The 25234-nt window shown below is 45.2% G+C and carries 27 protein-coding genes; 6 read left to right on the top strand and 21 right to left on the bottom strand.

Annotated elements, in window-relative coordinates; all coding sequences use genetic code 11:
- Positions 1-233: 233 nt before the first annotated feature.
- Positions 234-1412, top strand: a complete 1179-nt coding sequence (locus tag VXQ92_RS10995) for a PQQ-dependent sugar dehydrogenase (protein ID WP_416681614.1) — start codon at positions 234-236, stop codon at positions 1410-1412.
- Between the two features lie 379 nt (positions 1413-1791).
- On the opposite strand, the gene VXQ92_RS10990 is transcribed toward VXQ92_RS10995, so the two are convergent.
- The 5 genes from VXQ92_RS10990 to ribF form a co-directional block, all read right to left on the bottom strand.
- Complete coding sequence (locus VXQ92_RS10990) at positions 1792-2334, bottom strand: NADPH-dependent FMN reductase (protein ID WP_416681611.1); 543 nt, start codon at positions 2332-2334, stop codon at positions 1792-1794.
- Between the two features lie 136 nt (positions 2335-2470).
- Positions 2471-2953 (bottom strand): FKBP-type peptidyl-prolyl cis-trans isomerase, encoded by a 483-nt coding sequence (locus tag VXQ92_RS10985; protein ID WP_064095155.1) that lies wholly within the window; start codon positions 2951-2953, stop codon positions 2471-2473.
- Positions 2946-3485: a signal peptidase II gene (gene lspA / locus VXQ92_RS10980; RefSeq protein WP_416681608.1), complete on the bottom strand. Its 540-nt coding sequence runs from the start codon at positions 3483-3485 to the stop codon at positions 2946-2948. The genes VXQ92_RS10985 and lspA overlap by 8 nt, the downstream gene beginning before the upstream one ends.
- A complete protein-coding gene (ileS, locus tag VXQ92_RS10975) occupies positions 3478-6324 on the bottom strand; it encodes an isoleucine--tRNA ligase (protein ID WP_416681605.1) in 2847 nt (948 codons plus the stop codon). The genes lspA and ileS overlap by 8 nt, the downstream gene beginning before the upstream one ends.
- A gap of 65 nt (positions 6325-6389) precedes the next feature.
- Entirely contained in the window at positions 6390-7391 is a 1002-nt protein-coding gene (gene ribF / locus VXQ92_RS10970; RefSeq protein WP_064095152.1) for a bifunctional riboflavin kinase/FAD synthetase, read from the bottom strand.
- Positions 7392-7598: 207 nt separating this feature from the next.
- Between ribF and VXQ92_RS10965 the strand changes: the two genes are divergently transcribed.
- Together VXQ92_RS10965 and VXQ92_RS10960 are read left to right on the top strand one after the other, a co-directional pair.
- Entirely contained in the window at positions 7599-8753 is a 1155-nt protein-coding gene (locus VXQ92_RS10965) for a TDT family transporter (RefSeq protein ID WP_416681603.1), read from the top strand.
- 105 nt (positions 8754-8858) lie between these two features.
- Positions 8859-9425 (top strand): 5'-nucleosidase, encoded by a 567-nt coding sequence (locus VXQ92_RS10960; RefSeq protein ID WP_416681600.1) that lies wholly within the window; start codon positions 8859-8861, stop codon positions 9423-9425.
- 64 nt (positions 9426-9489) lie between these two features.
- On the opposite strand, the gene VXQ92_RS10955 is transcribed toward VXQ92_RS10960, so the two are convergent.
- From VXQ92_RS10955 to ubiG, 14 genes are all read right to left on the bottom strand, one after another.
- Complete coding sequence (locus tag VXQ92_RS10955) at positions 9490-10110, bottom strand: TetR/AcrR family transcriptional regulator (protein WP_064095150.1); 621 nt, start codon at positions 10108-10110, stop codon at positions 9490-9492.
- Between the two features lie 318 nt (positions 10111-10428).
- Positions 10429-11235, bottom strand: coding sequence for an ATP-binding cassette domain-containing protein (locus tag VXQ92_RS10950; RefSeq protein ID WP_144724117.1), 807 nt, complete (start codon positions 11233-11235; stop codon positions 10429-10431).
- Between the two features lie 21 nt (positions 11236-11256).
- The gene (ssuC, locus tag VXQ92_RS10945) at positions 11257-12072 is read right to left on the bottom strand and encodes an aliphatic sulfonate ABC transporter permease SsuC (RefSeq protein ID WP_064102559.1); all 816 of its coding nucleotides are present in this window, start codon (positions 12070-12072) and stop codon (positions 11257-11259) included.
- Positions 12072-13247 (bottom strand): FMNH2-dependent alkanesulfonate monooxygenase, encoded by a 1176-nt coding sequence (gene ssuD, locus VXQ92_RS10940; RefSeq protein WP_416681596.1) that lies wholly within the window; start codon positions 13245-13247, stop codon positions 12072-12074. Before ssuD ends, ssuC begins: the two co-directional genes overlap by 1 nt.
- 36 nt (positions 13248-13283) lie before the next feature.
- Positions 13284-14279, bottom strand: coding sequence for an aliphatic sulfonate ABC transporter substrate-binding protein (locus VXQ92_RS10935; protein WP_416681593.1), 996 nt, complete (start codon positions 14277-14279; stop codon positions 13284-13286).
- Between the two features lie 24 nt (positions 14280-14303).
- Complete coding sequence (locus VXQ92_RS10930) at positions 14304-15260, bottom strand: sulfonate ABC transporter substrate-binding protein (RefSeq protein ID WP_416681590.1); 957 nt, start codon at positions 15258-15260, stop codon at positions 14304-14306.
- Between the two features lie 333 nt (positions 15261-15593).
- Positions 15594-16934, bottom strand: coding sequence for an amino-acid N-acetyltransferase (gene argA / locus VXQ92_RS10925; RefSeq protein ID WP_416681588.1), 1341 nt, complete (start codon positions 16932-16934; stop codon positions 15594-15596).
- 132 nt (positions 16935-17066) lie between these two features.
- Positions 17067-17435: an RcnB family protein gene (locus VXQ92_RS10920; RefSeq protein ID WP_064095143.1), complete on the bottom strand. Its 369-nt coding sequence runs from the start codon at positions 17433-17435 to the stop codon at positions 17067-17069.
- A 231-nt stretch (positions 17436-17666) separates the two neighbouring features.
- Positions 17667-18047 carry an RcnB family protein gene (locus VXQ92_RS10915; protein ID WP_064095142.1) on the bottom strand — a complete coding sequence of 127 codons (381 nt, stop codon included), beginning with the start codon at positions 18045-18047 and terminating at the stop codon, positions 17667-17669.
- 305 nt (positions 18048-18352) lie between these two features.
- Positions 18353-18508, bottom strand: a complete 156-nt coding sequence (locus VXQ92_RS10910) for a hypothetical protein (protein ID WP_171255305.1) — start codon at positions 18506-18508, stop codon at positions 18353-18355.
- 180 nt (positions 18509-18688) lie between these two features.
- Positions 18689-19108, bottom strand: coding sequence for a hypothetical protein (locus tag VXQ92_RS10905; protein WP_416681585.1), 420 nt, complete (start codon positions 19106-19108; stop codon positions 18689-18691).
- A 155-nt stretch (positions 19109-19263) separates the two neighbouring features.
- Positions 19264-20010, bottom strand: a complete 747-nt coding sequence (locus VXQ92_RS10900) for a YciK family oxidoreductase (protein WP_064102565.1) — start codon at positions 20008-20010, stop codon at positions 19264-19266.
- A gap of 39 nt (positions 20011-20049) precedes the next feature.
- Positions 20050-20739: an HAD family hydrolase gene (locus tag VXQ92_RS10895; protein ID WP_416681582.1), complete on the bottom strand. Its 690-nt coding sequence runs from the start codon at positions 20737-20739 to the stop codon at positions 20050-20052.
- Positions 20736-21464, bottom strand: a complete 729-nt coding sequence (gene ubiG, locus VXQ92_RS10890) for a bifunctional 2-polyprenyl-6-hydroxyphenol methylase/3-demethylubiquinol 3-O-methyltransferase UbiG (RefSeq protein WP_064102567.1) — start codon at positions 21462-21464, stop codon at positions 20736-20738. Before ubiG ends, VXQ92_RS10895 begins: the two co-directional genes overlap by 4 nt.
- 228 nt (positions 21465-21692) lie before the next feature.
- On the opposite strand from ubiG, the gene VXQ92_RS10885 reads away from it, so the two are divergent.
- Positions 21693-22307, top strand: a complete 615-nt coding sequence (locus VXQ92_RS10885) for a thiol:disulfide interchange protein DsbA/DsbL (protein ID WP_064102568.1) — start codon at positions 21693-21695, stop codon at positions 22305-22307.
- 50 nt (positions 22308-22357) lie between these two features.
- Here VXQ92_RS10885 and VXQ92_RS10880 read toward each other — a convergent pair whose 3' ends face one another.
- Positions 22358-23050, bottom strand: a complete 693-nt coding sequence (locus VXQ92_RS10880) for a TetR family transcriptional regulator (RefSeq protein WP_416681578.1) — start codon at positions 23048-23050, stop codon at positions 22358-22360.
- Between the two features lie 210 nt (positions 23051-23260).
- Here VXQ92_RS10880 and rph point away from each other — a divergent pair, with 210 nt between their 5' ends.
- Positions 23261-23977, top strand: a complete 717-nt coding sequence (rph, locus tag VXQ92_RS10875) for a ribonuclease PH (protein WP_005261502.1) — start codon at positions 23261-23263, stop codon at positions 23975-23977.
- A gap of 144 nt (positions 23978-24121) precedes the next feature.
- On the top strand, positions 24122-24256 hold the full coding sequence (locus tag VXQ92_RS10870; protein ID WP_263600642.1) for a hypothetical protein: 135 nt from the start codon (positions 24122-24124) through the stop codon (positions 24254-24256).
- A gap of 115 nt (positions 24257-24371) precedes the next feature.
- On the opposite strand, the gene nadC is transcribed toward VXQ92_RS10870, so the two are convergent.
- Positions 24372-25223, bottom strand: a complete 852-nt coding sequence (gene nadC, locus VXQ92_RS10865; protein ID WP_416681575.1) for a carboxylating nicotinate-nucleotide diphosphorylase — start codon at positions 25221-25223, stop codon at positions 24372-24374.
- Positions 25224-25234 lie beyond the last annotated feature (11 nt).

Below are 25234 nucleotides of genomic sequence, written 5' to 3'. Positions count from 1 at the left end.
ACCCATGTGAGAGTAAGTCATCGCCAGCTCATTATTCAAAACACCCCCGGTCTAAAGGCCGGGGGTGTTTTTTTATGCGGGAATTTAGTCGAAAGCTTAGACACTCATTCTTTATTAAAATAAATTCTATTTATAATTTTTAAATATATCTATTTACTTTTCTATGCTGAATTTAGACCAGAAACTCTGTATCTTGATGTTAATTTGGACAATAAATCAGTATGGAGAAGATAATGTTATCGCAATTTAAAATAAAAATTTTACTTAGTTGCTGTGCTTTGGCATTTACTGCCTGTCATGCAGAGAATTCCTCCTCTAATTCTGAGACTGCTCAACAGACTTCTCCAGCTACTCATGCATCCGATTCAGTCTCTTCAAGCATGCAAAAATATAAGGTTGAACAGATTGCTCAATTTAATGAACCTTGGGCAATTGCCACCTTAAACGATGGCCGGCTGCTGATTACTGAGCGTAAAGGAAAATTGCAGCTCTTTGATCCCAAAAATAAGAAAAAAATCGAGGTGAAAGGCATACCTCAGGTTGCGTATGGAGGCCAAGGCGGCTTAGGTGAAGTTGCTTTACATCCAGATTTTGCAAAGAATCAGTGGGTATATCTGAGTTATGCTGAAAAGGGTCAAGGTGGATATGGTGCTGTGGTCATTCGTGGCAAACTTGATTTGAGCCAGCCTACCCTCCAATTGAAACAGATTGAACGGATCTGGACACAAATACCCAAATTTTCGGGTCAGGGGCATTATGCGCACCGAATTGTATTCGGGCCGGATGGCAAGTTATGGATCAGTTCGGGGGAACGTCAGCAATTTGATCCTGCACAGGACATGCAATCCAATGCCGGTAAAATTATTCGTCTGAATGAGGATGGTTCAATTCCTGCCGATAATCCCTTTATGAATCAGGGTAAAATTGCCCAGCAGGTTTGGAGTCTTGGACACCGTAATCCTCTGGGAATGGCGTTTGATCCCAAAGGGCAGCTTTGGGTCATTGAAATGGGACCGAAAGGCGGTGATGAACTGAACAAGATTATCAAGGCTAAAAATTATGGCTATCCTTTAGTATCAAATGGCGATCATTATGATGGCAAGCCCATTCCCGACCACAGTAGCCGTCCTGAATTCGAAGCTCCGGCACTGGACTGGACACCAGTAATTTCTCCTTCAGATTTGCTGTTTTATACCGCGAATATCTTCCCACAATGGAAAAATAAAGCGATTGCTACCGGTCTGTCTTCCAAGGCAATCGTGATTGTAGATATCACTCAGACCCCAGTGAAAGAAGTCCAGCGTCTGAATATGAAAGAACGGATTCGTGGGGCTGCCCAGGCAGAGGATGGTTCGTTATGGGTCATTGAGGATGGTCCGCAAGCCAACCTGTTAAAAATGACAGCACCTTAATCCGCTTTTTAAAGATATTGGGCTAAGAGAAATATTATCCGGAAACTGGAAAATCTCGAGATTGTAAGCTGCCGATGAGCTCTATCTCTGATTTCAGGTTGATGTCTGATACCGAGAAACGACTATTCAAGCCAAAACAAATCGTTTAAAACAAAAAAGCCTCAACATCCTGTTGAGGCTTTTCTGGATTTGCTTCTCAGATCTGACTCCTGTCTAATCTGTCAACGTCCTGTTGATTTGCGCTTTTTATTGTTGTGGTATCGCTTTGCAGACTTCCTGTCTGTCTATGCATTCACTATAGCCTTGCAGAAAAGTGAGGAATAGCCGCCAAATACTGCGCTGTATGTAGGCTAAAACGTACAGGATTTCCGTCTAATCATTAGGCACTGACATACCGAATCAGTTTATCTACAGCAGCTTTTAAATTTTTATTATCGAATTCATTGCCCTGGAAGGAATAATCTTTGTTCCGTGCAAAAATATCCCGGATTTCGATGACAGCATTAGTATCTATCAGTCCAAGCTGAGTACCCACTTGACGAATCTGGTCAATCGAACGTGAGCCATTGGTCGCACCATAACCAATATAAGCTGCCGGTTTGCCCTGCCATTCCTTGCCGAGATAGTCCAGGGCATTTTTCAGAGCTGGACTATAGCCATGATTATACTCAGGCGTGACGAAAATAAAGGCATCGCCAAGCGCAATCTTGTCTGCCCAGTCTTGCTGTTTGGGCTGATCATAAATCCCGGTCAGGGGAGGATGAGCGCCAGAAAATAGCGGAAGATCCCATTCTTTTAAATCGACAATTTCAGTTTCCAAAGTGCTAAAGGTATAACTTTTAATTTCCTGAAGTACCCAGTGTGCTACTTTAATTGCAGTACGCCCCTCACGTACGCTCCCAACCACAATATAAATTTTCATATTTAGTCCTTTTTCAGGGTCTTAATCATCAAATTAAATTAATCAGATTTCAGAAAGGTGACTAGAGATGATTTGTATCCGGAACATAAAAAAGCTCCCGAAGGAGCTTTTTTAAATCAGTCAATTAGCTGAAACTTTACATCAGTTTAACGCCTTGTTGGCCAGCAGGTGTCACTTTAAAGATTTCTACTTCAAAGGTGATATTCTTGCCTGCCAATGGATGGTTAAAGTCCACTTCGGTAATGTCATCATTGACTGATCTGACTACGCCATACAGGGTGGCCTTGGCTTTGTCTTCAAACTCGATCATGTGACCTTCGATCGGACGTTCTCCGAATTTTACCGTATCAAATTTCTGGATGTTTTCTGGATTCCATGGCCCAAAAGCATCTTCTGGTGGCAGGCTGACCGTGCGACGGTCACCGGCACGTAAACCAATCAGTGCTTTTTCAAAACCAGGCAGTAGATTGCCATCGCCAATCACCAGGCTGACCGGTTCTTCACGGCTACGGGTATTGTCAATTTCCACGCCATTTTCGATTGCGACAGAAAAGTGCAGCTCGACTTTAGAACCGTCTGCAACCCGGGTTTCTTCGTTGGGATGAATAAAATCAGTCATGTTGTGCTTGCGCCCGTTGAATTCGATGTTTTTCTAAGAAAAAGGTATCAATCAGCATCAGAATAGTACCTATAGTAATGGCACTGTCTGCGATATTGAAAGCAGGGAAGTGGCTGTTCTGGTAATACACATGAATAAAATCGACCACATAGCCGAGGCTGATCCGGTCAATCAGATTACCGATGGCACCACCCAGGATCAGGGCAATCGCCAGCGGCAAGATTTTCATGTCTTTTGGCATACGCATCAGCCAAAACACGAAGACCACAGACACTAAACCTGCCAGTGAAGTAAAGAAATAGCGTTGCCAACCACCGGCATCGGACAGAAAACTAAAGGCAGCGCCATAGTTATGTAGCAGTGTCCAATTTAAAAAGGGCAGTACAGGAACAGGATCTGCATAATTCAGATTTGTCACTGCAATCCATTTGGTCCATTGATCCAGAATGATCGCCAGAATGGCCAGTCCAATCCACCATAAATTATGTGGATAGAACTGGAATAAGCCCTTTTTTGTGCGGGTATTAGGCATATTTTCTCTCTTCGCCTTGGCCTGTAGGAAGGTTAATGATACAACGGCCGCATAGCCCAGGATGTGAGCTATGTGTATTCACATCTGGAAGAACATGCCAGCAGCGTACACATTTTTCGCCATCTGCCGCAGAAACTTTCACGTGAAGACCTTCAAGATCAGATGCTTCACCTTGAGCTGCATCAAACTCATTCACCAGCACTTGTGACGTAATCAATACGAAACGAAGTTCGTCACCCAATTTATCAAGTACCGCTTTCAGTTCGTTCGACGCCCAAAGTTCAACTTTGGCTGACAAGTTGGAACCCACTGTTTTCGCAGTACGCGCTGTTTCGATAAACTTGTTCACCGCAGATTTCACCGCAATCAGGGTTTGCCATTCCGCTTCTGTCACGATGTTGGCTTCAGTCGCTACAGGAATGTCATACCATTCCGCAGTAAACACATATTTCTCTGTTTGCTCAGGAATTAATGGCCAAGCTTCTTGTGCTGTGAAGCTCAAGATCGGTGCCATCCAGCGCACGAATGCCTGTACCAAGTGATACAACGCAGTTTGTGCAGAATGACGTGCTTGTGAGTCTGCTTTGGTGGTGTACTGACGGTCTTTGATGATGTCGAGGTAGAAACCACCCAGGTCATTAATACAGAAGTTAGTCAAGGCGCTGGTGACGATATGGAAATTCATATCTTCATAGGCTTGCTGAACAGTTTTCTGTACCTCAGCTGCACGTTGCAGGATGTATTGATCCAGTGCGATCAACTGATCGACTGGCAATGCATCGGTAGACGGTTTGAAGCCATTCAGGTTTGCCAACAAGAAACGCAAGGTGTTACGGATACGGCGATAACCATCAGAGGCACGGCTAAAGATTTCCTTACCAGCCGTCATTTCATAACGGTAATCCGCAGAGGCGATCCAGAAGCGTAAGCCATCTGCACCCATATCTTTAATGATGTCTTGCGGTGTGATGACGTTACCGATTGATTTTGACATCTTACGGCCTTTTTCATCGACCACGAAACCGTGGGTCAGCAGACCTTTATATGGCGCACGTTCATTGATCGCAATCGACGTTAACAAAGACGATTGGAACCAGCCACGGTGTTGGTCAGAACCTTCCAGATATAAATCAGCAGGATCAGTCAGTTCTTCGCGTTCACGAAGTACCGCAAAGTGTGTTGTACCCGAGTCAAACCATACGTCCAGCGTATCGCGTACCGCGTTGTAGTGTTCAGCATCATCGCCGATGAACTCAGATGCATCACGGTTGTACCAGCCGTCAATCCCTTCCTGTTCGATCAGTTTCGCGACTTCTTCGATCAGTTCAGGTGTACGTGGATGCAATTCATTAGTGTCTTTATGCACGAAGAACGGAATTGGCACACCCCAGGTACGTTGACGCGAGATACACCAGTCCGGACGGCCTTCGATCATCGCCTGAATCCGGTTTTTACCCCAGTCCGGCACAAAGCTGATCTCATTTTCGATTGCGTTTAATGCGCCTTGACGTAAACCTTTTGCATCCATGCTGATGAACCATTGTGGTGTCGCACGGAAGATAATTGGAGTTTTATGACGCCAGCAGTGTGGGTAGCTATGTTTGATGACGACATGTGCCCAAAGCTTGCCTGCTCCAGTCAAGGTTTCAATAATTTTGGGGTTGGCTTTGTAGATATGCTCGCCTGGAAAGATTGGCGAGGTTGGTAAATACACACCATTTCCGCCGACCGGGTTGTCTACTTTAAGGTTATAAATCAGGCCAACTTTATAATCGTCTACACCATGGCCCGGTGCAGTATGAACGGCACCTGTACCACTGGTTGCAATCACGTGTTCACCCAAAATAACGGGAACTTGACGGTCGGCAATCAGAGGGTGCTGTAATTGTAAGTTTTCAAGTTTGCTGCCTGTAAAGTCAGCAAGAACTTCAAAAGACTCGAAGCCATAGCGTTCTGTTGCTGATGCAACCAAATCTTTTGCAAGAATAAGGTTTTGTGCCACTTTATTTTCACCAACGGCTTTCACCAATTGGTATTCAATCTCTGCATGCAGAGCAACGGCCTGGTTGGCAGGTAGCGTCCAAGGTGTCGTGGTCCAGATCACGATGTCCGTTGAATCGGTAACGGTTACACCCAAGCGTGCAGATAAATCAGCTAAATCTACAACGGTAAAACCCACATCAATCGCGTCGGATTTTTTATCTTCGTATTCAACTTCTGCTTCAGCCAGAGATGAACCACAGTCCAGACACCAGTTCACCGGTTTCAGACCCGGTTCGATATGGCCTGCTTTGGCAATGGCACCAAGCGAACGTACGATATCCGCTTCCTGTTTGAAGTTCATGGTCAGGTACGGATTGTCCCAGTCGCCGAACACGCCCATACGCACGAAGTCTTTTTTCTGTAATTCAACTTGTGTGTAGGCATATTCACGGCAGGCTTTACGGAAAGTTGAAGCATCGACTTTTACGCCGACTTTACCGACTTTTTCTTCGACTTTGAGTTCGATTGGCAGACCATGACAGTCCCAGCCCGGTACATACGGCGCATCAAACCCGTCCATGACACGGCTTTTGATAATGATGTCTTTTAAAACTTTATTGACTGCATGGCCCAAATGGATTTGACCATTGGCATAAGGAGGGCCGTCATGAAGCACGTATTTTTTCTTGCCAATACGCGATGCACGAATCTGCTGATAAATGTTGTCGGCATACCACTCTTCTAACCATTTCGCTTCACGTACTGCCAAATTTGCCTTCATTGCAAAGTCAGTACCTGGGAGGTTCAGCGTGGCTTTATAGTCCACTGCATTTTCAGGAGTTTGCTTATCGCTCATGCAAGTCGTCTTCCAATCTAATCAGTTTATGTCACTGACACGTTTTACAATAAAAATATGGGATATTAAAAGGGAAAAGTGGGGTGATTTCGACGAAACTCAAGCAGTTTCTCGACATCATCATCAATTCCGGCTTTTAGCGCTTCAAGCGAAGGATAGTCCTTTTCGCCATGTAAATAGTTTAAGAACGTCACCCGCATCAACAGGCCATACAGATTAGCAGAAACATCTGGAAAATGTACTTCTAATCGCCATTCCGGATGCGCTTGTTTAATGGCTGGACGGGTGCCGACATGACCTGCCCCAAACAGGGCCGTCGGTTCATAGCCTGGAATACCTGTTTGCGCTGGAGTATCAGCTTTTACCTTGTCTTTTAAGGATAAGGTTTCGCAAATAACCTCAACTCCGTAAATCCCCTTCAGGCAGGGCTTATGGCGGTTGAGGCGGATATTGATGGTTGGAAAATCAAGGGTTCGACCAATCTGATCGCCATACTGTACCCGCCCGGTAATACTGTAAGGACGGCCCAGCAGCTGTGCGGCCAGAGCCAGATCACCTGCGAGCAAAGTCTGGCGAATCCGGGTAGAACTGACCCGTTCACCATCCAGAGCAATGGTATTTAAATTGGTGACTTCAAAGCCATAATTGCGCAGAAATTCGCTGTTGCCCTGGCGGTTTTTACCAAAGTGAAAATCATCACCCAAGACCAGATGCTGCGCATTGAGTTTTTCTTTTAAAATATCGGCAAAGGCTTCTGCGGTCAGGCTGCGAAAGCTATGGTCAAATTTTGCCACAGCAATATAGTCCACACCCAGTTCAGTCAGGTATTCAACTTTTTCACGCAGTGATGAAATACGCGGTGGCGCTTCATAACCTTTAAAGTATTCAAGCGGTTGTGGCTCGAAAATCATTACTACAGATTTTAAACCCTGTGCTTTGGCCACCTGTTGCAGCTGACGGATCATGGCCTGATGACCTAAATGCACGCCGTCAAAATTACCGATAGTCACGGCAGTTTTGGGTAACTTGGAATGAGACGCTAAAGCATTTAGACGGAGCAGCTGCATGGGCAAATCAAGTGCTTAGAAATTTCGAGAGGCTATATATTGCCATAATCTCAGCGTTTCGTCTTGTTGTTGTGTTTTTAGACAATAAAATTAATGCAATGATGAATTTATAATCAATTAAATTGATAATAAAAATGAATATTAATCAATTTAATTTATATTCAATTATTCGTATGATGGTTCTAACATCCTTTCAGAGTGAAGCTGATGAAAAAGCCATTTGCCGATTTAAATCGAGTTTCTGACCTGATCCGTGAGTTCACACCGAACTGGTTCACAGTAACCATGGGTACCGGTATTGTCGCTTTAATCATCGCAGAATCTCCGCTGGCATCTGAGCTTTTCTGGCAAATGGGTGCCGGGCTTTGGCTTTTGAATATTATCTTATTTGTTGCTTTCCTGAGTCTTTATGCACTGCGCTGGATTTATTACCCAGTTGAAGCCAAACAGATTTTTCAGCATCCAAATATGAGTTTATTTTTGGGTGCAATCCCGATGGGGCTTGCCACAATCATCAATGGCTTTCTTAAATTTGGTATTGTTCAAATGGGCGATATTGCCGTACAGATTGCAGGACTACTTTGGTATGTCGATGTTGCACTTGCGGTTGTGATTGCGTGGGCCGTGCCATTTTTTATGTATAGCCGGCAGAAGCATGAGTTTAAAAGCATGACAGCAGTGTGGTTGCTGCCCATCGTGGCATGTGAGGTTGCTGCAAGTAGTGGGGGATTGTTATTGGCCCATCAGGAGCCAACTCAACAGAGCGTCATGATTCTACTCGGCAGCTATATGCTGTGGGGAATTTCAGTTCTGCCTGCATTTGGAATTCTGAGCATTTTAATGTTGCGTCTGGCTTTACATCAGTTACCTGAAAAAGAAATGGCCATTAGCAGTTGGCTTGCCCTTGGGCCAATTGGTACAGGTGCATTGGCATTGTTATTACTGGGTCATCAGGCACCGCAAGTGTTGGCAGTGATAGATCAATACAGACTGGGGCTATTTTTAGAACAGGTGGGTATTATGGGTGCCTTAATCCTGCTTGGCTTTGCTGTCTGGTGGTTTGGTATCGCCTTATTGACTACCTTATCTCATGCCAGAAAGCAGTTGCCCTTTAACTTGGGCTGGTGGGGACTCACCTTTCCAATCGGTGTATTTACTTTGGCGATATTTAATCTAGCTGCCGCACTAGAGCTTCAATTTTTATATGCGGTTGCTTATGCACTGGGAGGTGTATTAGTCATGTTATGGATACTGGTTGCAACTAAAACGGCAGCGGGTTTTTACCATGGAAATTTAATCTTTTCACCTTGCCTTAAACAGTATTTGCAAAAGCAGCAAATTGCGAAGGCCACAGAAAAATAAGAATGCAATTCCCTGTATGACTGGGCATTTAAAATGATGCAGCTCAGGCTGCCTTGTGCTGCTGTTTTATGGTATATCACTGCCCATACAGCGCAGGAGACGATTGTGAGTCAAGAAATTGCATTAATCATGGCACTTCCGAATGAGTCTAAAGGCTTGTTTGAAGCAGAAGGTATTGAAGTACATTACAGCGGGATTGGCAAAATTAATGCGGCCTTTAAAGCCTTTGAAGTGATTCAGAAGACGGGTTGCACTACCTTACTGAACTTGGGTACAGCAGGGAGTACGCATTTTAATGCACACGAACTGATTGAAGTGAGCCAGTTTGTACAGCGTGATATGGATGTTTCACCACTTGGTTTTGAAATCGGCGTTACACCGATGGATCAGCATTTCCCGGGTGCTATTGAGCTGGAATCGTTCTTTGAACATTTGCCGAAAGGGATTTGCGGGACAGGTGATAGTTTTGAAACCAGCATATCGAAAGTCACGTGTAATCTGGTTGATATGGAAGGCTATGCTTTGGCAAAAGTCTGTAAAAAACTGGGTGTTCGCCTGATTTCAGTCAAATATATCAGTGATGGTGCCAATGAAACTGCGCATCTGGACTGGGAAGAGAATCTGTTGCTGGGTGCGAAGAAGTTATTAGATTTATATCGAATGGTAAAATAAAAGGGAGGCTCAAGTTTGCTCGGCGACCATAGGAGCTATGGCCGTATGCCAATCATAAGTGCGCTTATTGATCCTTACGTGGGATCACGCCATATAACATCATGTTTACCGTATGCTGGATAATGCGTTGCTGCATGCTGCGGTTACGCAAGGTTTTACCTGTGACCATTTCCATCTGGATGGAGAAATCTGCATAGTTTTGGGTGATGGCCCAAATATTCAGAATCAGTAATTCAGGATCAATATTCGCAGAGATTTTGCCTTGTTCCTGCCAGTTGGAAATCACTTTGGCTTTGCGCTTCACCAGTTTTTTCAGTGGACCTTTTAAAATCTCCAGAATATGCGGTGCGCCTTGAATCACTTCTAAAGCAAATAAACGCGATGCTTTAGGCTGGGTACGCGACACTTCAATTTTTTGCATCAAATAATTGGTGATCGCTTCTTCAGGTTCAAGTTCTGCTTCAAGGGTTTGTAAAGGCGCCAGCCATTTTTGTAGAACGGTGGTTAATACCTCGACATACAAGGCTTCTTTATTTTCATAATAATAGAAAATATTCGACTTATGCATTTCTGCAATTTGTGCGATTTCATCCAGACTTGCCCCACTAAAACCATATAGGGAAAATACATCTAGTGCAGCATTTAGCAGCTGATTGCGCTTTTGAGTGCTCTTTTTTTGTTCCATTAGCAAATATAAAAACAATTAAAAAAAGGGAATCTTTAATTGTACGGCAAATCATCAGATTTGTGCACACAGTCACAGGCTAATTTTTTGAATAATGATGATTTATTCTCTAGATTAATATTTAAAACAGGCTAGATCCGTCCACACAAATAAAATTCAAGTTTCTGAAAATATTTCATTTTCTTATTGGTCTTGTTGCTAAATGACAGAGGAGAGCGAAGTTCAAAGGACGGAAATTGAAGTATATCGGATTAAACTTAAGATAATTTTTAAGCATCAAACCCGTAACCCTGTGTGATTTTGGGTTTGATCCAAGCTTCAGGTTGCTAAAACCGCTTTTAGGACCTGCTGTTCCAGTTCTGCAAATTTGACACTTTTTTGCCGGGGACGAGGTAAATTAACCCTAAACTCTTTGGCAATATGGCCTTTGTCCAGCAAGATAATCCGGTCTGCCAATTGCACGGCTTCACTGACATCGTGGGTCACCAGAATGGCGGTAAAACCTTGTTCGGTCCAGAGACGCTCAATCAGGCTTTGCATTTCCAGTCGTGTCAGGGCATCCAGGGCGCCGAGTGGTTCATCCAGCAGCAGAATACGCGGCTGATGCGATAATGCCCGCGCCAAGGCGGTACGTTGCCGTTGTCCTCCGGAAAGCTGTGAAGGCCAGAGTCCAGCTTTTTCTTTGAGGCCGACTTTTTCCAGCATTTGCGAAGCTTTGGCATGCTGCTCCTTCGGTAAACCGAGTTGCACATTCTGTTCGATGCTGCGCCAGGGCAACAGGCGAGGGTCCTGAAACATCACCCGGATATCATCTGCAGTAATGCCTTCACGAATATGCCGGGCGGACTTAAACTTGATTTCGCCATAGCTCTGTTTTTCTAGGTCAGCGATCAGGCGCAATAAGGTACTTTTACCACAACCACTGCGACCGACAATCGCCAGAAATTCACCTGGCTGGATATGCAGGTCCAGGTCTTGCAGAACTTTGACCGAACCGTAAAATTTGTGCAGCTGTTCAATGATAATTTCGGCACCAAGCACTGTAGCAGGATTGATCTCTGCCGCAGGTTGCTCCAGTGGTCTAATCGGGTCATTGGCATGACGCCCTAAACTGAGATCAGTCATCACATGCTCCTTATTTATTCTTTATTTTTGATACCCGGCATGCCAGCGCAGCAGGAATCGTTCTAAAGCTACTGCCAGGACATCGGCCAGTTTACCCAGCAGGGCATACAGTAAAATACCTACCAGAACCACATCGGTTTGCAAGAATTCACGTGCATTCATGGTCATATAACCAATACCGGACTGGGCAGAAATAGTTTCAGCAACAATTAACAGTACCCAGACCAGACCCAGAGAAAAACGCAGGCCGACCAGAATTGATGGCATCGCACCCGGCAGAATAATTTCTCTATATAGCTGCCAGCGAGTTAAACCATAGCTTTTTCCCATCTCGATTAACTGTGGATCAACCGAGCGGATGCCGTGATAAGTATTGATATAAATTGGGAAAAATACCCCAATCGCCACCAAGAACAATTTGGCGGATTCATCAATCCCGAACCATAAGATCACTAGGGGAATGAGTGCCAGTGCAGGAATATTGCGGATCATCTGCAAGGTCGTATCGAGCAGGGTAGAGGCAGTTCTGGATGAGCCATTTAACAGTCCCAGTAATAGACCCAAACCACCACCCACCAATAATCCGCTGATGGCACGTCCTGCACTGACTTGCACATGCGTCCACAGTTCACCGCTGAGCAATAAATTCCAGAAGGCTAAAACCACGGCACTTGGTGCAGGCAGAATCCGGCTTTCCAGCAGGCCTGTGCTAGAGGCAATTTGCCAAACTGCAATCAAGAAAATTGGAACCAGCCAGGGCAGCAGGTGCTGCCCCAGAATTGTTCCACGTGAAACCGGCTTTTGGGCCAGGGTTTCAACGGAAACGACTTTTGACATTAAGCAGACTCCTGAATTTTCTCAGCCTGCTTGTTTTCGTCCGGTGTGTAGTTGTTCGCCACGATTTCACCAAATGGACCGGTCAAGTTTGGTTGAGTGAGTTTTTGCTGGGTTTCCAGTGGAAGTAAAGGGAATACTAGTTCGGCAAAACGGATTGATTCTTCCAGATGTGGGTAGCCTGAGAAAATAAAGGTACTGATTCCCAGATCTGCATATTCCTGGATACGTGCAGCGACAGTTTCTGGATCGCCGACCAGTGCCGTACCGGCACCACCACGTACCAGACCTACACCTGCCCACAGGTTCGGAGAAACTTCGAGTTTGCTGCGGTCGCCGTTATGCAGTTCTGCCATACGGCGCTGACCGACCGAGTCCATGGATTTAAACTTGGCTTGGGCCGCAGCGATAGTGGCATCATCCACATATTGAATCAGTTCTTCAGCCGCCGCCCAGGCCTGCTCATTGGTTTCGCGTACGATCACGTGTAAACGGATCCCGTAATTCAGTTCACGACCTTTAGCTGCAGCCTTGGCTTTTACCACTGCAATTTTCTCTTTGACTGCGGCCGGTGGCTCGCCCCAGGTCAGGTAGGTGTCGACCTGATCCGTAGCCAGTTCAATGGCATCATCCGATGAACCGCCAAACCATAAAGGTGGATGTGGTTGCTGAATTGGTGGATACAGCAATTTTGCCTCATCGACACTTAAGCGTTCGCCATGGAAACTAAAGCTTTCCCCAGTATGTGAACGTTTTAAAATTTCACGCCAGATGGTGGTGTATTCGGTCGCCGTTTTATAGCGGGTTGTGTGATCTTCATAGACGCCATCACCTTTTAGCTCCAGCTCGTCACCGCCAGTCACCAGATTGAGCAGCACCCGGCCATTGGATAAACGGTCAAAGGTTGCAGCCATGCGTGCAGCCAGTGCCGGGGTGGTCACGCCCGGACGCAGGGCCACCAGGAATTTTAATTTTTTGGTCGCGTCAATCAGGCTGGCTGCGGTTAACCATGGATCTTCACAAGAACGGCCGGTTGGAATCAGGACACCTTCATAACCTAAGTTATCTACCGCAACGGCAATCTGCTTCATGTAGGCATGATCTACAACACGTGCGCCCTTGCTGGTGCCTAAGTAACGACTGTCGCCATGAGTGGGGATAAACCAAAAAATTTTCATGTGATATTCCTTAAATTAAATCATCTTGTTTGCTAATTAATGTGTGGCTGCTGGCGACCAGATCTGTTGCTGGACGCTGATGGTTTTGGGAATCAGTTGAACCTGCTGGAAGAGATTGGCAATATTCTGTTGGGCTTTGATCACTTCCGTCGTTAAAGGCTGAACCGGCGAAGGTTTAAGACGACGCTCAAATGCAAGCTTTGCCACTTCTGGTTTCAGACCGGTACTTTTCTGATAAATATCTAGGGCTACAGCCTGGTTTTTAAGAATCCACTGGTCAGAGGCATTTAAAGCCTGAATAAACTTCTCAGGACTATCCGGATGCTTCTGAATAAATTCGGGATTGCCGATATAAAAGGAGTAGGTTTGCGGAAAGTCACTGGATTCAATCAGCAGCTTAACCTGGCTGTCGAACTCGGCTGCGCCCAGGAAGGGATCCCAGATTGCCCAGGCGTCAATGGCTTTTTTGTCAAAAGCAGCACGTGCATCCGCGGGTGGAAGCCAGACGGCTTGAATCTCTGACCAGCTTAAGCCGGCTTTTTCCAGAGTTTTGGCCAGAAGTTCATGGGCACTTGAACCTTTCTGCACCGCGATCCGTTTTCCTTTCAACTGTTGAATCGTCTGGATGGCACTGTCTTTCGGCACGACCACGGCCAAAGAGTTTCCAGCCACTTTTTCAAAGGCCACATAGCTCAGGGCTTTGTCTGCAGCCTGTGCAAAAATGGGTGGGGTATTCCCTACATAGCCATAATCCACTGCACCGACTGCCAGTGCTTCCAGCATTTGTGGGCCCGCCGGAAACTCTTTCCACTCAATTTTGGCATTGGGAAATTGTTGTTCTAACAGTTTTTCATTGCGTGCTACCAGCAGATTCAAGGCTGATTTCTGAAAGCCAACCGCAATGCTTTGTACCTGTTGTGCTGCTTTGGTTTCTGCAGCAGCTGTTTGCTGTGGTTCCTGTTTCTGGCAGCCAGTCAGACTAAAGCTCAATAACGCTAAGCTGATATAAGAAACTGTTTTTAAATGACTCATTTTTATTCTCGAAGTATTCTGCTGTTATTTAATAATTGCTGCATCAATATTCAGCTTTTGTGGAATCAGCTGCTGCACATAAAACGCATCGGCGACCTGTTGCTGTTTTTGAATCACGTCAGTCGTGAGGGGTTTAACACCGAAGCCCATGCGTGAAATAGAGGTTTTTAAGACATCGACGGCCAGACCTGTCGGTTTTTGCAGGAGCTGAGCAGCAGCATCCTGATTTTTTGCCACCCAGTCCGTGGTCAGGTTCAATTCATTGACAACTGCCTGTACCACCTGAGGATGGCTTTCTGCGAACTTGCGATCTGCCAGATAGAACTGGTGGTTGCTCACTACATTTTCACCACTGGCAATGACACGCGCACCAATCTGATGTTCAGCAGCTGCAAAAAACGGATCCCAGATCACCCAGGCATCGACTGCACCACGTTCAAATGCAGCACGTGCATCGGAAGGGGGTAAATAAATTACTTCGATATCATCAAGGCCAAGCTGGTTGGCTTCCAGAACTTTTAACAGTAAGTAATGCACATTTGAACCTTTGTTCAGGGCCACCCGTTTGCCTTTCAGATCCTGAATGGACTGGATTGGTGAATCTTTCGGTACAATTAAGGCTTCGGCTTTAGGTGCTTGCGGCTGATTGGCCACATAGACCAGATTTGAGTTGGCCGCCTGAGCAAAAATCGGCGGTGCTTCACCAGCTTCACCAAAAGAGACGCTGCCAACGTTCAGTCCTTCAAGCAGTTGCGGACCAGCAGGAAATTCTACCCATTTCACATTGATCCCTTGTTGCTTCAAGGTCGTTTCCAGCGTGCCGCGTTCTTTTAAAATCGGTAATACGCCGTATTTTTGAAAACCGATATTCAGGGTAAGGGTATCTTCTTTTTTCGAGCAGCCTGAAAGCATCATGACACCCGCCATCGCAGTACCGAGTACCACAGTCTTGGTTAAAAACTGAACATGAGATTGGCGCATGAATCAAAACTCCCGAAAATGACAAACTAGTGAATGAAAACTTAGGGACACGCTAATCGTTTTTGTTTTTCTAAAAAAATAACTATTCAGGAATTTCTAATGAAGAAAAAAGATAAATAAAAAAGCGCAAAACTTATGCGAAAAAGTGATTTATATAAAAATGAATATTTACTATTTAAATTAATCAAACTTATGAAATTTATAATTATTTTTTTAAATATAATCTGCTGATATATTTAGCTGAAAAGCAGCAATACAATCTTAACAACTAAATCAAAATTACAAGATATCTTTATCTGAAATTAAGCTAAGGCACCAAAAGAAAAAGTCACTTTAAAGTGACTTTTTGCAAACAATAGAATTGCGTTGATAATTATAAAAAGCCTGACGGGCATCCGGCAGATCATCGACTGACGCCGGTTCAAAGCCCTGTTCTAGAAACCAGTGCGCGGTGCGGGTAGTTAGAATAAACAGCTGCTGAATCTGCATGCTTTTGGCTTTTTCTTCAAGATAATGCAGGATCTGGCTACCCCGATTGGACTGGCGATAACTTGGATGAACCGCAACACAGGCAATTTCTGCAGAACGCAATTCATCTCCTGTCGTCGGAATTGGATAAAGGGCGGCACAGGCCAGAATCATGCCGTCCCGTTCGATTACAGCAAACTGGTTGATTTCATTTTCCAGACGTTCCCGGGAACGATAGACCAGAATGCCTTCTTCTTCCAATGGACGTAGCAGACTGATCAGGCCACCGACATCCTGAATATCGGCCATACGCACTTCTTCATAATGTGCATCGGTGACCAGAGTACCGGAACCATCCCGGGTGAACAGTTCTTCTAGCAGGGCACCATCATAGGCATAAGAAATCAGGTGCACCCGATGGACGCCGTTCATGGAGGCTTCTTGTGCGGCTTTTAGCTGTAATCCTCTTTCAGGTGCATCTTGCAGCGGAATATAGTCATTCAGTTGTTGCGGCGTGACTTCCCGTTTGAGCTGGCCGTTACGATCTATCAAACCATGCTGCTTGCCCAGAAAAATCAGTTTATCTGCCTTGAGCCGAATTGCAGTTTTGGTCGCGACCTCTTCAGCAAGCAGATTAAAGACTTCTCCGGTGGTGGAATAACCCGTCGGGCCAAGTACCACAATATTATGATTGTCCAGATGGCGCTGAATCGCATCGGTATCGATCGCGCGGACTTCACCGGTCAGTTGAAAATCAATACCATCACGAATGCCATAAGGCTTGGCAGTGACAAAATTCCCCGAAACGGTATCAATGCGGGCACCATACATGGGTGAATTGGCCAGTCCCATCGACAGCAGTGCTTCAATTTGCAGACGGATTGAGCCGACAGCACTCATCACGCAGCTTAAAGATTCACGTGTGGTGACCCGACGCTGCTGGTAAAAAGGGGTGGTAATCTGGTTTTGGGCCAGATTCTGGTTAATTTGCGGACGAGCGCCATATACCAGAATCAGCCGAATCCCCAATGAATGCAACAAGGCAATATCATGAATAATATGCTGAAAGTTGTCATTTAAAACGGCTTCACCATCAAACATGATCACAAAGGTTTTGTTGCGGTGCGCATTGATATAAGGCGCAGAATTGCGAAACCAGTGCACATATTGCAGTGTTGTGCTTTGTGACGTGTCTGCCGAAGTCATGCCTGAGCCTATTTCAATGATGAGATCCAACTTTGATTCTAATGAAAAAAAACGCAAGTGGAAGTACAGATATAAAAAAACACCTGAAGGGGAACTTCAGGTGTCTGCAAGACGAGCAGTAATGGAGAAAGATTAGTTCATGATCCGTACGATTTTATTGGTACGCTCATTCACCAGAACATAGTCATTGTTGACTTTATACCACTGCTGGAAACGGCCGGTATTCGGTAGACGACGTGCTTCACGATCACTCACTTCAAAACGTTTGTTGTCGTATTGACGTGGTAAAGTTTGCCCTACGCGCCAGTCACGGCTTGGATTGACTACACGGTTGTTATGACGGCGGTCATCATTCCATTTTTTACTATCTTTGGCATCCCAGTGTGGTGCCGATTTATGCGGATTATGGTCATAACGTGAGTCATGCTGTGGTGCTGCCATTGCAGAAGTAGCTAACAAAGCACTGAGAGATAACGCAACTGTAGTTAAAACTTTTTTCATGGCTCTCACCTAAAAATGTAAATCTAATTTCGATGAGACTAAATTAGCGAACAAGTGCATAGAAAGCATGAGGGCTATTTAGTTAAAATGTTAAATTCGTGAAGAAATTTAGAAGATGGTTGCGCTAGAGCTAGATAAGCACAGGACAGCGTAATCATAGGCAATTGGAAAAATCAGTGACCTAAATAAAAAAGGCCCAAACAATGTTGGGCCTAGAGCATGAGATGTAATTTAGTCACCAACAATACGGATAATATTGTTATTTTCTGAATCGACCAGAATATAGTCGTTATTGACTTTGTACCATTGCTGCTTGCGATCAGGTCGAGGCAGGCGATGATCTTTGTATTCGACTTTATAGCCATTACCACGATAATGCTGCGGCATTACATAACCTGGCTGCCATCTGAGCTGTTGTAGACGTTTCACTCCGCGTTCTTCCCGCATACGACGGTTATCCTGCTGCTCTTGAGGAGCCTCGCGGAACTCGCGGCCTTTTTTCTTGTCTGCGCCATAATGCGAATCATCATTGAAATGAGGGGCAGCGATGACGACATTGCTCAGCATGAATGTACTGCAAGAAATTGCCAGTGCCATCAAAACCTTTTTCATGTTGAACCCTCATTAAATTGTTCACTTTCTACAGTACCTAATGTACGGAAAAATTGCAGAGAAACTGTGAAGAACAGGCACAAGTTTTATAACAAATGCAGAGATATTATGATGATGTCATAATATCAGACTGCGGTCTTGATCATAAGGCTCGGTATAAAGAGCTATGTTCTTATCTGATCAAAGCGAGGGCAAACATGCAAGCTAAAATCGATGATTTTGTTCAAAAAAGCAGCATTGAAGCACTCGTAAAATAATCAATCCTCTACTGAAATGGCAGAAAATTTTATCGGTTTATCTCAAGATTAATTCCATTGTTCTGCTAGACCCTGTAAGGAGTGAATCGCTTCAGCGACTGATTCCGCTTGCAGGGCATCATCTAATGCCACAATCAGGGCCTGTGATAATTGTAATTGTTCAATCTGATGAATTGTTTCAATTTTTCGTTTCTGATCAGCCATGCTGTACTCCTGTCTGATCTATCTGGCGATATAAGAAGCATAGTTCATATAGATTTATTTGGAAAACCGTATAATTTTATAAAAATGATGCGAAAATTCGATTAATAAACTCTTTTTTTAAAAAATCAGCTAAAAAAAGAGCACTTTTAAAAAGTACTCTCTATATAAATTGCTTGGCTTTTAATAAGCGTAGTTCAGGTCAGTATAATCCGTTAGTGATTTCTGTACATGCGCCTGAATAAAGGCACGTACATCCTCGGCTGTCATGGCTTTGCCCTGATTGCTGATGACATGCTCGATTTCTGGTTGTCCTTCAATCTTAATGCGATAAACAAAATGCTTGGCCAGATGATAACAATCGTCTAATTTTTCAATTCCAGTCACATAATAATAGGCGTGTTCAAAATTCAGATCATGATGTGAAAATACAAACTGCTCGAACAGTTTGAGTTTCTGGGCATTTTCGAGTGCTTTGATGTCATCCACAATACTGGCTTCAAACTTGGTGTCATATTTTTCAGAAATAGGCTGTTGATCAATCAGCAGCGAGACCATGCCATCGTCTAAATGGGTCACCGTAATATTGTTTAACTCAGTCATGATGCACTCTTGTTCAATGTAGTGAGGCTTAGTATGCGGGGATTTTAGTGAAATTCAATGCGATCCGGCGAGAGTCATTCCCGATTTATGCGTCATATAAAGCCTGAAAGCATAGAAAAGGGAGCAATTGCTCCCTGAATAAAATAAAAAGAAGGTTAATCCTGCGCATCAATACTTTGACCATTCATATGCAGGCTGTCATCGCCCATCAAATACAGATAAGCCGGCATAATTGAATCGGGAGTCGGTAAAACTTTTGGATCTTCATCCGGATAGGCCTTGGCGCGCATGGCGGTACGCGTTGCCCCAGGATTGATACAGTTATAACGGATATTGGGGTGTACCTGCTCTTTGGCAAATAACTGGCTTACTGCTTCAATGGCAATTTTCGATACGGAATAAGCACCCCAGCGTTCGCGGGCTTCACGGCCTACACCTGAACTGGCAAATACGACGGAAGCATGTTCAGATTTGGATAATAGCGGTAACAGCGCCTGGGTCATGACAAAAGGGGCACGCAGATTAACTGCCATCACATCATCCCAGACATTGACCGGGTAATCCGCCAGGGGAACCCGGTCACCCAAAATACCGGCATTATGCAGAATTCCGTCCAGACGGCCAAACTGACGGTCTAGGGTATCGAGCAGAAGTTCATAATCCCGTTCCGAGGCGCTCGAGAGCTGTAACGGCAAGATGGCAGGTTGCGGTGCCCCTAAACTTTCAATTTCATCATAGATGACTTCCAGTTTATTCAAGGTACGTCCATGCAACACCACTGTTGCACCATGCAAGGCATAACTGATTGCTGCTGCACGCCCGATGCCATCGCCCGCACCCGTGATCAGGATAATACGATCCTTGAGCAGATCGGGGCGAGGTTGATATTCTGAATATTTCATTATCTACCTCCTTATTTCTTATTGTTTGGTTTTAAGCTTTCAAGATACCGCAGTTTGCTGTTGCACGAGCAGTTTCTGAATCAGCCGCTGTAATTCTGCAACTGTATCCACTATATAGTCGGCTTGCCAGGCTGTTAAGTTATCTTTGTATTGCAGTGGTAAATAACCATAAGCTGCCAGAATGGTGGTCATCTTGGCATGACGCCCTGCATCAATATCACGCGGATGATCACCGACATAGATACAGTCTTCTGCAGCAAGCTCGAGCTGTTTGGCTGCCAGATACATCGGTTCAGGATCAGGCTTGGTGCGGATGACATCTTCCGGGCAAACCAGTACCGCACAGCGTTCAGTTAAATTCAGTGCTTTCAGTAAAGCCTCACTGAGCCAGCGCGGTTTATTGGTGACGATGCCCCACGGAATATCTTGTGCTTCCAGCTGTTCCAGCAAGGGATACATACCATCAAACAGATCGGTATCGACCGCAATATCGGCACCGTACATATCCAGAAAACGCTGACGATGGGCTAAAAATACCGGATCTTCCAGTTGCAGTTCCGGATAGACCAGTTTCACCATGGCGCGTGCACCTTCAGAAACCTGGGTACGGATCAGCTCGGGTTCAACCAGTGCGCGGCCTTCTTCACGGCACATCTGCTGGATAATCCGGACAAAATCGGCCGCAGTATCAATGAGGGTACCATCGAGATCAAATAAAACTGCTTTCATTCTGTGGGCTCTGCTGCATTCTCTTTCACGGTATAGACCATATAATTTACATCTACATTCGCTGCCAGCCAATAATGCTTGGTCAATGGATTATAGTGCAGGCCGGTCATATCTTTGAGTTTTAAACCGGCATTACGAATATCATGCGCCAGTTCGGACGGCTTGATAAATTTGCTGTAATCGTGGGTGCCTTTGGCCAGCATCCGCAACACATATTCTGCCCCGATAATGGCAAATAAATAGGACTTCGGATTACGGTTAATGGTCGAGAAAAACACATGACCGCCTGGCTTGACCAGCTTGTAACAGGCCTGAATAATCGATGCTGGATCTGGCACATGTTCCAGCATTTCCATGCAGGTCACGATGTCATATTGACCAGCCTGTTCGTCTGCCAGTTGCTCGACCGGCACCTGTCGGTATTCGATATTGCTGACACCTTCTTGTTCGGCATGGATGCGTGCCACATTCAGAGGCGCTGCGCCCATATCAATCCCGAGTACATCAGCACCCCGACGTGCCATGCTTTCGGCCAGAATCCCGCCACCACAGCCGACATCCAGCACTTTTTTACCACTCAGACCACCGGCATGTTCATCAATCCAGTTTAAACGTAGTGGATTAATCATGTGCAAGGGGCGGAACTCGGAATGCTGATCCCACCATATAGCTGCAAATGCTTCAAATTTGGCAATTTCTTGTGGATCAACATTCAATTGCGACATTGGTGTCACCTCAATCAGTCATGATTAGTTAAAAATATGTACGTGCCGAAAGGCCAGGGAAACTGATGTAAAACCTTGAAAATCAGTTCGATGGTTTAGTGTAGCGATTCTGGCAGAAAAAGCGATAAAAGCAGCAAAAAAGTTCACAGAATGAAAACGAAACCGGCATAATTGATTTATATTGAACACATAAACTTAAGCATAATGATTTAGAGGACGATAATCCGAATGAAAAAATTCCTTTTAGGCGCTGTTGCCGCATCTGTTTTGGCCGTTTCAGGCAATGCTATGGCCAATTTTGTGGCAGGTCAGGACTATCAGGTGGTTGCAAAACCAGTCAAAGTCGAAAAACCAGGCAAAATTGAAGTGCGTGAATTTTTCTGGTACGGCTGTGGTCACTGTTTCTCGCTTGAACCACATATGCAGAGCTGGTTAAAGAAATTACCAAAAGATGTACGTTTTGTACGTACACCGGCTGCGATGAACCCACTTTGGGAACAGGCAGCGCGAGCTTATTATGTATCTGAAGCATTGGGGGTGCGTCAAAAAGCACATTTACAGCTATTCCATGATATTCATGACAAACAGCGTCCAATTTTAGAACAGGCACAGCTGGCCAAATTCTATACCCGCTATGGTATTCCTGAAGCGAAATTTAACAGCACCTATAAATCTTTCCCGATCACTTCGAAAATTGCCCAAGCCAAAAATCTGGCTGCCCAATATCAGTTAAGTGGTGTTCCGGCAGTCACCGTGAATGGTAAATATATTGTGCAGGGGGATGGTGCCAAAGTCATTCAGGTCGTGAATTATCTGGTCGAAAAAGAGCGTAAAGCCAAATAATGTTAAGCTGAAGACCAGCCAAAAACCTGCATCCTATGCGGGTTTTTTGTTTAGGTCGGGGGAGTGACCATTTCATGGGTTGGGGGAGGTGCTGTTTCGGCAGGACTCCGATACCAGTGTAAAACCCCACGCAGCAAGAGCTGCATCTGTAGCACGCTTTGGCTTTTAAAGACATTGGATTGGACTTGGCGCAGCTCGGGATCAGCCTGATGCTGCAGATGAATCCAGCCCATGGCCCAGTTCAGGGACAGTTCAATCAGCATTTGTGCCAGAGCCTGCAAGTCCTGTGGGGTCTGGATATGCCGGATGGTTTGCATCTTGGCAAGTTCATGCATGACATCTTCGGCCAGAAAATGAATTTCCCGTTCAATTCCGGTACGTAACACATCCGAGCCACCCCAGCGTTCTGCCACAAAAAAAATCCAGGATTCAGGATGGTATTCGACGGCCTGAAAAAACAGTTCCAGCCCGGTTCGGGTCCGGGTATTTGGCTGATACAGATAAGCCTGTCCCAATTGATGAAGTACCCCTTTGATGTGCATCGCCACCTGATCCAGCAATTCCAGACCGAGCTGGTCCATATCCTGAAAATGCCGATAAAACGCCGCGGGTACCAGTCCAACAGCATGTGCGACTTCCCGCAAACTGATCGTGCTGAAAGCGCGTCCCTGACTGCTGAATGCCAGTGTCGCATCAAGTAGTGCCTGATGACTTTGCTGCTTGCGATCTTCACGTAAGGACATAAATGGGTTTCCTGCCACTGGCTTCCCTTAAGGGGTATTTTAGTCTAGCAAAAATCAAGTCAAATCGTAGCATCACAGGTCGGCAGAATTTTGATATTTCCTCCCGCTCTGATGCACTGATTTTGTAAATGAATGCCCCGCTTGCCTAATCTTGGTCAAGGCTTCTGCTATACTGGGCCGCAATTATTTTGAACCCCTACAGGACTTATTATGCGTATCGACCAACGAGCATTAGATCAATTACGTGAAGTGAAAATTACCCGTAACTATACACGTTATGCGGAAGGCTCTGTATTGGTTGAATTTGGTCATACCAAAGTACTCTGTACTGCCAGTGTAGACAGTTCTGTACCGCGTTTCCTGAAAGGTCAGGGCCAAGGCTGGGTAACTGCTGAATATGGCATGTTGCCACGTTCAACTCATACCCGTAGCGACCGTGAAGCGGCACGTGGCAAACAGAGTGGCCGTACCCAGGAAATTCAGCGCCTGATTGGTCGTAGCCTGCGCTCAATGGTTGATCTGAAAAAGCTGGGTGAAAATACCATTACCATCGACTGTGACGTGATTCAGGCTGATGGCGGTACCCGTACTGCAGCGATTACCGGTGCTGCAGTGGCTTTGGTCGATGCCATGAACGTATTGCTGGAAAGAAAGAAAATCAAACATGATCCGTTGAAAGGCCTAGTGGCTGCAGTTTCTGTGGGTATTTTCAAAGATGAAGTATTACTGGATCTTTGCTATGAAGAAGATTCAAACTGTCAAACGGACTTGAATGTGGTGATGACGCAGGCAGGTGAATTTATTGAAATTCAAGGCACTGCAGAAGACAAACCATTTACCCGTGCCCAATCGGATGCCATGCTGGAAATGGCCGAGAAAGGGATTCAGGAATTGGTGAAAAAACAGCAAGAAGCTTTAGGCTGGTAATTCATTAAAGCTAAAAAACGCATCTAAAAGATGCGTTTTTTTATGCCTCAACATTAGCTCACAAAAATTGAACAGGACCTGTCTACTGTAGCGCTGGGTTTCAGAAGATGATTTTAAATCTACTAACCCGTAGAGGATTGAGATATGAAAATATGGTTCATCGCACTGTCAGTGTGTACAGTTCTGGGTCTGGCGGCCTGTGATAATAATAAGTCCAAGTCCCATGATGCAAATCAGGATAGTACTTCTACACCGGCAGGACAAAATAACAATAAGTGATGACAATCCGACATCACTTCATTCCTCAATATATTTTTTGTACAAAATATGCGCAAAAAATTTTAAAAAATAAAAAAAAGGGTGCTTCGCACCCTTCTCCTATTGCGTATCAAATTTAAGCTTCAGCATTAAAACGCATCGATAGATCAATGGCTTTGACATCTTTGGTCAGCACGCCCATGGAAATATAATCAACGCCAGTACTGGCAACCTCACGTAAATTCTCAATAGTAATATTCCCTGAAGCTTCCAGCTTACAGCGACCGGCTACATGTTGCACCGCATCAATCATTTGTTGCTGACTGAAGTTATCCAGCATCACGATATCGGCATGGGCTTCCAGCGCCTGATTCAGCTCATCCCAGGTTTCGACTTCAACTTCGACCGGTTTGCCTGGCGCAATCTGATGAGCCTTGGCAATTGCCTGCGCAATACCACCCGCTGCCATAATATGATTTTCTTTAATTAGAAAGGCGTCAAACAGACCCAAACGGTGATTCTGACCACCGCCAATGGCCACGGCATATTTTTGTGCAATACGCAGACCCGGAAGGGTTTTGCGCGTATCTAACAGCTTGGTGTTTAGACCTTGCAACTGTTTGACATAGTGGGCTGTTTTAGTGGCAACGGCTGATAGTGTCTGGACAAAGTTTAGGGCAGGGCGCTCTACAGTCAATAAGCTACGCGCAGATCCTGCCAGTTTTAAAAATACTTCATTGGCTTGAACATGATCGCCATCATTTTTCAGCCAGATCACTTCAACACTCGGGTCGTAGGCCTGAATCAAGGCATTGACCCAAGGCTGACCGGCCAAAACCATGTTTTCACGGCTAATGATGGTGGCAGTGGCCTGTTCGTCTTCAGGGGTCAGCAGGGCGGTAATATCGCCTTCACCAATATCTTCTGAAAGTGCCTGTTGGATGTTGATTTGAATCGACTGGTCTAGCAAAGCTTGAGATATGCTCATGTCTACTTCCG

It is taken from the genome of Acinetobacter sp. 228 (assembly GCF_048147885.1).
Note: the sequence above shows the minus strand (reverse complement) of the source record. Positions and strands in the feature narration are given on the sequence as shown.

What these genes read in the sequence shown, in the direction of transcription:
- VXQ92_RS10995 (WP_416681614.1), top strand. Translation starts at nt 234, where the DNA reads ATGTTATCGCAATTTAAAATAAAAATTTTACTTAGTTGCTGTGCTTTG.
- VXQ92_RS10990 (WP_416681611.1), bottom strand. Translation starts at nt 2,334, where the DNA reads ATGAAAATTTATATTGTGGTTGGGAGCGTACGTGAGGGGCGTACTGCA.
- VXQ92_RS10985 (WP_064095155.1), bottom strand. Translation starts at nt 2,953, where the DNA reads ATGACTGATTTTATTCATCCCAACGAAGAAACCCGGGTTGCAGACGGT.
- lspA (WP_416681608.1), bottom strand. Translation starts at nt 3,485, where the DNA reads ATGCCTAATACCCGCACAAAAAAGGGCTTATTCCAGTTCTATCCACAT.
- ileS (WP_416681605.1), bottom strand. Translation starts at nt 6,324, where the DNA reads ATGAGCGATAAGCAAACTCCTGAAAATGCAGTGGACTATAAAGCCACG.
- ribF (WP_064095152.1), bottom strand. Translation starts at nt 7,391, where the DNA reads ATGCAGCTGCTCCGTCTAAATGCTTTAGCGTCTCATTCCAAGTTACCC.
- VXQ92_RS10965 (WP_416681603.1), top strand. Translation starts at nt 7,599, where the DNA reads ATGAAAAAGCCATTTGCCGATTTAAATCGAGTTTCTGACCTGATCCGT.
- VXQ92_RS10955 (WP_064095150.1), bottom strand. Translation starts at nt 10,110, where the DNA reads ATGGAACAAAAAAAGAGCACTCAAAAGCGCAATCAGCTGCTAAATGCT.
- VXQ92_RS10950 (WP_144724117.1), bottom strand. Translation starts at nt 11,235, where the DNA reads ATGACTGATCTCAGTTTAGGGCGTCATGCCAATGACCCGATTAGACCA.
- ssuC (WP_064102559.1), bottom strand. Translation starts at nt 12,072, where the DNA reads ATGTCAAAAGTCGTTTCCGTTGAAACCCTGGCCCAAAAGCCGGTTTCA.
- ssuD (WP_416681596.1), bottom strand. Translation starts at nt 13,247, where the DNA reads ATGAAAATTTTTTGGTTTATCCCCACTCATGGCGACAGTCGTTACTTA.
- VXQ92_RS10935 (WP_416681593.1), bottom strand. Translation starts at nt 14,279, where the DNA reads ATGAGTCATTTAAAAACAGTTTCTTATATCAGCTTAGCGTTATTGAGC.
- VXQ92_RS10930 (WP_416681590.1), bottom strand. Translation starts at nt 15,260, where the DNA reads ATGCGCCAATCTCATGTTCAGTTTTTAACCAAGACTGTGGTACTCGGT.
- argA (WP_416681588.1), bottom strand. Translation starts at nt 16,934, where the DNA reads ATGACTTCGGCAGACACGTCACAAAGCACAACACTGCAATATGTGCAC.
- VXQ92_RS10920 (WP_064095143.1), bottom strand. Translation starts at nt 17,435, where the DNA reads ATGAAAAAAGTTTTAACTACAGTTGCGTTATCTCTCAGTGCTTTGTTA.
- VXQ92_RS10915 (WP_064095142.1), bottom strand. Translation starts at nt 18,047, where the DNA reads ATGAAAAAGGTTTTGATGGCACTGGCAATTTCTTGCAGTACATTCATG.
- VXQ92_RS10910 (WP_171255305.1), bottom strand. Translation starts at nt 18,508, where the DNA reads ATGGCTGATCAGAAACGAAAAATTGAAACAATTCATCAGATTGAACAA.
- VXQ92_RS10905 (WP_416681585.1), bottom strand. Translation starts at nt 19,108, where the DNA reads ATGACTGAGTTAAACAATATTACGGTGACCCATTTAGACGATGGCATG.
- VXQ92_RS10900 (WP_064102565.1), bottom strand. Translation starts at nt 20,010, where the DNA reads ATGAAATATTCAGAATATCAACCTCGCCCCGATCTGCTCAAGGATCGT.
- VXQ92_RS10895 (WP_416681582.1), bottom strand. Translation starts at nt 20,739, where the DNA reads ATGAAAGCAGTTTTATTTGATCTCGATGGTACCCTCATTGATACTGCG.
- ubiG (WP_064102567.1), bottom strand. Translation starts at nt 21,464, where the DNA reads ATGTCGCAATTGAATGTTGATCCACAAGAAATTGCCAAATTTGAAGCA.
- VXQ92_RS10885 (WP_064102568.1), top strand. Translation starts at nt 21,693, where the DNA reads ATGAAAAAATTCCTTTTAGGCGCTGTTGCCGCATCTGTTTTGGCCGTT.
- VXQ92_RS10880 (WP_416681578.1), bottom strand. Translation starts at nt 23,050, where the DNA reads ATGTCCTTACGTGAAGATCGCAAGCAGCAAAGTCATCAGGCACTACTT.
- rph (WP_005261502.1), top strand. Translation starts at nt 23,261, where the DNA reads ATGCGTATCGACCAACGAGCATTAGATCAATTACGTGAAGTGAAAATT.
- VXQ92_RS10870 (WP_263600642.1), top strand. Translation starts at nt 24,122, where the DNA reads ATGAAAATATGGTTCATCGCACTGTCAGTGTGTACAGTTCTGGGTCTG.
- nadC (WP_416681575.1), bottom strand. Translation starts at nt 25,223, where the DNA reads ATGAGCATATCTCAAGCTTTGCTAGACCAGTCGATTCAAATCAACATC.